Source organism: Streptomyces sp. NPDC054847 (assembly GCF_053610925.1).
Genome location: NZ_JBSGZJ010000419.1, coordinates 1 through 6,247, shown reverse-complemented (window position 1 = coordinate 6,247; position 6,247 = coordinate 1). Strand labels below are relative to the sequence as shown.

The 6,247-nt window shown below is 71.8% G+C and carries 5 protein-coding genes; 3 read left to right on the top strand and 2 right to left on the bottom strand.

Going from position 1 to position 6,247, the window contains the following annotated elements; all coding sequences use genetic code 11:
* Positions 1 to 135: 135 nt before the first annotated feature.
* Both ACWGH4_RS28960 and ACWGH4_RS28955 read left to right on the top strand, forming a co-directional pair.
* The gene (locus ACWGH4_RS28960; protein ID WP_453466132.1) at positions 136 to 1,320 is read left to right on the top strand and encodes a low temperature requirement protein A; all 1,185 of its coding nucleotides are present in this window, start codon (positions 136 to 138) and stop codon (positions 1,318 to 1,320) included.
* A gap of 82 nt (positions 1,321 to 1,402) precedes the next feature.
* Positions 1,403 to 2,848 carry a glyceraldehyde-3-phosphate dehydrogenase gene (locus ACWGH4_RS28955; protein ID WP_441266902.1) on the top strand — a complete coding sequence of 482 codons (1,446 nt, stop codon included), beginning with the start codon at positions 1,403 to 1,405 and terminating at the stop codon, positions 2,846 to 2,848.
* Positions 2,849 to 2,913: 65 nt separating this feature from the next.
* On the opposite strand, the gene ACWGH4_RS28950 is transcribed toward ACWGH4_RS28955, so the two are convergent.
* Positions 2,914 to 3,969 (bottom strand): maleylacetate reductase, encoded by a 1,056-nt coding sequence (locus tag ACWGH4_RS28950; protein ID WP_453466129.1) that lies wholly within the window; start codon positions 3,967 to 3,969, stop codon positions 2,914 to 2,916.
* A gap of 559 nt (positions 3,970 to 4,528) precedes the next feature.
* Between ACWGH4_RS28950 and ACWGH4_RS28945 the strand changes: the two genes are divergently transcribed.
* Positions 4,529 to 4,903 carry a hypothetical protein gene (locus tag ACWGH4_RS28945; RefSeq protein WP_453466127.1) on the top strand — a complete coding sequence of 125 codons (375 nt, stop codon included), beginning with the start codon at positions 4,529 to 4,531 and terminating at the stop codon, positions 4,901 to 4,903.
* Positions 4,904 to 5,029: 126 nt separating this feature from the next.
* Here the strand turns inward: ACWGH4_RS28945 and ACWGH4_RS28940 are convergent, their stop codons facing one another.
* Entirely contained in the window at positions 5,030 to 6,160 is a 1,131-nt protein-coding gene (locus ACWGH4_RS28940) for a PP2C family protein-serine/threonine phosphatase (RefSeq protein WP_453466125.1), read from the bottom strand.
* Positions 6,161 to 6,247 lie beyond the last annotated feature (87 nt).

The following is a 6,247-nucleotide window of genomic DNA, read 5'->3' as shown; positions in this document are numbered from 1 at the left end:
CGGTGGCCCCCTCACCGGCCCCGGACGGCAGAAGAACCACCGGCAGAAGAATCACCACCCACGGAACCACCGGCCACGGCAGCGAACCGTGCCCCAACCTTCCCCCGCTCCCCTCACGGCTGAGAATGTGCCCCCATGAGCCAGTCACACTCCGCCGCCGGTGCATGGCACCGGCCGATGGTCGCCCGTCTCGCGAGCGAGCAGCATCGCACCGCCACCGCGCTGGAGCTGTTCTTCGACCTGTGTTTCGTCGTAGCAGTCGCCCAGGCCTCCGCGGCCTTCGAGCACGAACTCGCCGAAGGACATGTCGGCCACGGCGTCCTCGGATACGCGCTGGTGTTCTTCGCGATCTGGTGGGCCTGGATGAACTTCACCTGGTTCGCCTCCGCCTACGACACGGACGACGTCCCCTACCGGCTCCTCACCCTCGTGCAGATCACCGGCGCGCTCGTCCTCGCCGCCGGAGTCGCGGAGGCCCTCGAGCACGACGACTTCACCGTCATCACGTGGGGTTACGTCATCATGCGGCTCGCGATGGTCACCCAGTGGCTGCGCGCCGCGCACTCCGATCCCGAACGGCGGCGCAGCTGCCTGCGCTACGCGGTGGGCGTCCTGGTCGTGCAGGTCGGCTGGGTGGCCCGGCTGGCGTTGCCCGACGACGGCGGGCTGCCCACCTTCCTGGTCCTGGTCGCGGCCGAACTCGCCGTCCCCGTATGGGCCGAGAGCGCGGTCACCACCACCTGGCACCCCCACCACATCGCCGAGAGGTACGGACTGTTCACCATCATCGTCCTCGGCGAGACCATCACGGCGTCCACCACCGCCGTCCGCACGGCCCTCGACACCGACGCGGCCCTCGGCGACATCGCGACCATCGTCGTCGGCGGGGTGCTGACGGTGTTCGCCCTGTGGTGGCTCTACTTCATGCAGAACGCGCCGCGCCGGCTGACCACCCTCAGGACCGCGCTGCTCTGGGGCTACGGCCACTACGCGGTCTTCGCCTCCGCGGCCGCCGTCGGCGCCGGCCTCGCCGTGAACGTCGCCCATGCCACCGGCCACAGCCACCCCACCGACCGTGGTGCCGCCTTGGCGTACACCGTCCCGGTCGCCGTCTTCGTCACCATGGTGTGGCTGCTGCACCACCGGGCCGCCGAGCTCCGCAGCCGGACGGACCTGATCCACCCGGCGGCCGTGCTCGCGGTCCTGGCCTCCGTCTTCACCCCCTCCCCGATCCTGGTGACGGGCCTCGTCACCTCCGCTCTCGTCGCCGCGACGCTCGTGCTGGCGCGGCGCGCGGAGAAGGCCGCCGCAGCGGCGTGATCGCGCCCGGGTGGACCCCCGTCAAGATCGAAAAGACGAGGGGTTTAGCATATGAGCGCCACCTAGCTCGAAAGATAAACCTGTGACTGTCAACGAAGACGCGTTCACCAACTGGAAGACCCGCGAGGAGATCGCGGAGTCGATGATCCCGATCATCGGGAAGCTGCACAGGGAGCGGGACGTGACCGTCCTGCTCCACAGCCGCTCCCTGGTGAACAAGTCGGTGGTCAGCATCCTCAAGACCCACCGGTTCGCCCGGCAGATCGCCGGTGAGGAACTCTCCGTCACCGACACGATGCCGTTCCTGCAGGCCCTTACGACGCTCGACCTAGGCCCCTCCCAGATCGACCTCGCCCTGCTCGCGGAGGCGTACAAGGCCGACGACCGCGGACTGACCGTCGAGGGCTTCACGGCCGAGGCCGTGGCGGGCGCCACCGGCGCGAACAAGATCGAGCGCGGCGAGGGCCGTGACGTCGTCCTGTACGGGTTCGGCCGCATCGGCCGCCTCGTCGCGCGCCTCCTCATCGAGAAGTCCGGCTCCGGCAACGGCCTGCGGCTGCGCGCGATCGTGGTGCGCGGCGGCGGTGAGCAGGACCTCGTGAAGCGCGCCTCGCTCCTGCGCCGCGACTCGATCCACGGCCAGTTCCAGGGCACGATCACCGTCGACGAGGCGAACAGCACGATCGTCGCGAACGGCAACGAGATCAAGGTCATCTACGCCAACGACCCGTCCGAGGTCGACTACACGGCGCATGGCATCGACAACGCCATCCTGATCGACAACACGGGCAAGTGGCGCGACCGCGAGGGCCTGTCCAAGCACCTGCGCCCCGGCATCGACAAGGTCGTCCTGACCGCTCCGGGCAAGGGCGACGTCCCCAACATCGTGCACGGCGTCAACCACGACACGATCAAGCCGGACGAGCAGATCCTGTCCTGCGCGTCCTGCACCACCAACGCGATCGTCCCGCCGCTGAAGGCGATGGCGGACGAGTACGGCGTCCTGCGCGGCCACGTGGAGACCGTCCACTCGTTCACCAACGACCAGAACCTGCTGGACAACTACCACAAGGCCGACCGCCGCGGCCGCTCCGCGCCGCTCAACATGGTCATCACCGAGACCGGCGCCGCCTCCGCCGTCGCCAAGGCGCTGCCCGACCTCAAGGCGCCGATCACCGGCAGCTCGATCCGCGTGCCCGTGCCCGACGTCTCGATCGCCATCCTGAGCCTGCGCCTGGGCCGCGAGACCACCCGCGACGAGGTCCTCGACTACCTGCGCGACGTCTCGCTGCACTCGCCGCTCAAGCGTCAGATCGACTTCACCACGGCTCCCGACGCGGTCTCCATGGACTTCGTGGGCTCGCGTCACGCCTCGATCGTCGACGCCGGCGCCACCAAGGTCGACGGCGACAACGCGATCCTCTACCTGTGGTACGACAACGAGTTCGGCTACTCGTGCCAGGTCATCCGCGTCGTCCAGCACGTCTCCGGCGTGGAGTACCCGACCTACCCGGCCCCGGCGGTCTGAGCCCGGCTGCCGAATGAAGCTGTGTCCTCACCCCCTGCGAGGCGGCAGGGGGTGAGGACACTGTGCTACCAGGCGCTGTGCAGGAGCCGGGTCACTGCCTCGGTCTCCGGCGGCCGGGGATTCGGATACGGCCGGTCCGCGACCCGCTCCGCCACCGCGCGCAGGGCATCGCGCGGAACTCCCAGGGCCCGGAGCGTGGTGGGGCCGTCGTGGCCGGCGGCGAGGCGGCCGACGACCTGGACCGGATCCCCGCCGGTGATCCGGTCCAGGCGGGCGGCGGCCTTCGGCGCCGACGGGAGATTGAACGCCATGACGTGCGCCAGCAGCATCGCGTGGAGTTCCGCGTGCGGCAGGTCGAACATCCCGCCGAGGACGTGCGCGAGCTGGTGGTGCAGGCCCGTCCGGGTCCGGGCCAGGCACAGGCCGGCGAGCCAGGCGGATTCCTGGAGCCGTTGGCGGTCCCGGAGCGCCGTCAGGTCGGCGAGGACGTGCGGGAGCGCGGTCAGGATGCCGTTGGCCGCCTCTGTCGCGAGGGCGTCGCTCAGGGCGGTCGCGTCCGGTGCCCAGAGCGCCTCGACCGCGTGGGCCAGGGCGTTCAGGGAACTGGTCAGCGTGAGGCCCGCGGGCATCGTCAGCGTCAGCTCCGGGTCGTAGACGACCGTCCCGGGCGTGATGGCCGGGTCGCGTCGCGTCGTCTTCACTCCGTTCTCCGTCTCGCCGAGGACGGGCGTCACCTCCGAGCCGGCGTACGTGGTCGGGACGGCGACCTGCGGCATCCCCGTCCGCGCGGACAGCGCTTTGGCGAGCCCGACGGCCGAGCCGCCGCCGATCGCCACCACGACGTCCGCCGACGTCCTGCCCACGACCTCCATCGCCTTGTCGGTCACGGCGACCGGGGTGTGCACGACGGCTCCGTCGAAGCGTGCCGCCGACCGGGGGCCGAGGGCCCCGGCGAGTTCGTCGGCCGCCGCCCGGGCCGACCCGGTCGCGACCAGCAGCACCCGCCGGGCACCGAGCCGTTCGATCTCTCCGGGAATGCGGTGGCGTGCGCCCGGACCCACCAGGACGCGGGAGGGCGGCGTCTCGTGGACGGTCACGGGGGCTGCGGGGTTCTCGGACATCGGTCGGTGCCTCCGCGTTGCCGTACTCGGACGTGACGAGGACGAACGCCCGCATCTTGCCACGCGGACCGTGCGGTTCGCGTCCGCCCAGGTCCCGAGCTTCCCACGCCGGCGGAATCGGCCGGGACGTCGTTGTTCCCCGGGTGCACGGGCGGGGTCGGGAGAGGCCTCCTGGCTCCGCCGCAGGCGGCACCTGCTCGCCTGCGCCAGACGGACGCCACAACCTGGCCGGCCATGGCCCCGGGAGGTCGGGGCGAGCGACGCAAGGTGGTCCCGCACGAAGTCCGCCGCCTTGCGGATCGATTCCTCGGCACCCGCCACCGTCGGCCTGCGGCGGCGGGGGCCAGGACCCACGAAGCGCGGGGCGGCAGGGCGCTGGGCGAGGTGGGCGCGCTGCCCGACGGATGCGAGGCCGACTACGGAACGCGAGGAAGCCGACGGATGAGACCATGTGTCCGCGACCGTGGGGGGCGCCCTGGCGCCGCCGTCCAGCCGGCCACGGACTGAGCGGCCCGACCGGAGCACCGGCGACACCGCACTGCGGCACCTGGAGGGAAGCTTGGGGCAGAGCGGGACAACGGAAGTGCGCCGCCCGGAGCGCACACATGCCGAGCGGCTGACCCAAGGGCTGATCGTCGCCGTGGCGTCGGTCCTCTCGCTCGGCATGCTGGCCGGACCAGCGGTCGTCTTCGGCACGACTGCCTGGCACCTGGTCACGGGGCCCGGCACCGGCGCGTTCAGCCGGATCGCGGCGCCGACGATCTTCCTCGCCCTCCTGGCGCTGCCACTCGTCCTGGCCCGCGTGGCGTTCCGCTCGGGCCGACGCAAGGGCCAGGAACGGCTGACGGCTGCGGTCGCGGCGGCACTGACGCTCCTTGGCACGTCCGTCGTGCCGTTCGCGGCTCTGTTCCTGCTCTTCGTATACGCGGACTGACCTCCGGCCACGTCGGTCCACCCGACGTCCGAAGGGGCGGGCCTGTCGACGATCTCCGGTCGCTGCCCAGCGTTCTCGGGTCCCGCGAGAGCGATCCGCCGCGAACCACCGGCCGCCCACCCCTCGTCAGATCTCTCGGGCCGGCGCGGCACGCGAGACGGCCACCATCGCGGCGTCGTCGCCCAGGTTCCCACCGGCCGCGTGGTCGAGCAGGTCCTGGCGGAGGCGGCCGAGGAGGGCCTGCGGGGTCCGGCCCGCGCAGTCGGCGAGACGGTCCAAGAGCGGGAAGAAGATGCCGGCCCGGTCACGGGCCTCGATGACACCGTCCGTGTACAGCAGGAGGGTGTCGCCGGGCTCGAAGGCGAAGGTCTCGGCGGTGAAGGCCGGCCCCACGAACTCGGTGAGCCCGAGCGGCGGGACCGGATGGCGCACCTCCAGAGCGACGACCTTCCCGTCGCGCAGCAGCAGGGGCGGCGGGTGACCGCAATTGACCAGGTCGACGGACGGCACGTCGTCGGGGACGTCGAGCACGGCCGCGGTGATGAACGCCTCGGTGGGCGTGCCGCCGGGCCCGGTCGCACCGGGGTCGTCGAGGTCGGAGGAGACGGTTCCCTCCAGATAGGTGACCAGCGCGGGAAGGTCGGCCTGCCGGTGCGCGGCGCCCCGGAAGGCGCCGAGAAGGAGGGCGGCGTCCCCGACGGCCTCCAGGCCCTTGCCGCGGACGTCACCGATGAGGAGCCGGGTCCCGTGCGCGGTGCGCGCGGCCGCGTACAGGTCGCCGCCGATCTGCGCCTCGGCCTCGGCGGCCAGGTAGACGGAGGCGATGCGCAGGGGGCCGACCCGGTGCGGCAGCGGTCTCAGCACGACCTGCTGCGCGGCCTCTGCCACGGAACGCAGCTGGACCAGCTCCTTCTCGTGCCGTTCCCGCAGGTGGGCGAAGAAGGTGACGAACACCGAGATCAGTATCAGGGCGATGAGCTGGAAACTGTGGTTCAGGTCGATGAGGCTGGTGCGGACGATCGCGACCACGGCCTGGGCCAGGACGGCGACCGCGCCGATGCCGGCGGTGATCCGCGGGCCGGCGAACGAGGCCGTGACGGCGGGGGCGGCTGCCAGGAAGGGGCCCAGGTGGACCTCGGGGGGCGCGAGGATGTCCACCACCGTGACCGTCACGATCAGCGCGAGGACCACGGCCAGCAGCGTGTGGCCCGTCTCCCATGGCCGGGTGTGAATCCCGCGCGTCGCCCGATGCCCCATGCCTCCTGGATACACCCGCACCGGGCTCGGCACCTCCCCGCCTCAGCGGTCGGGAGGCGTGTCCGGGCACGACGGCGCCCCCGGCAC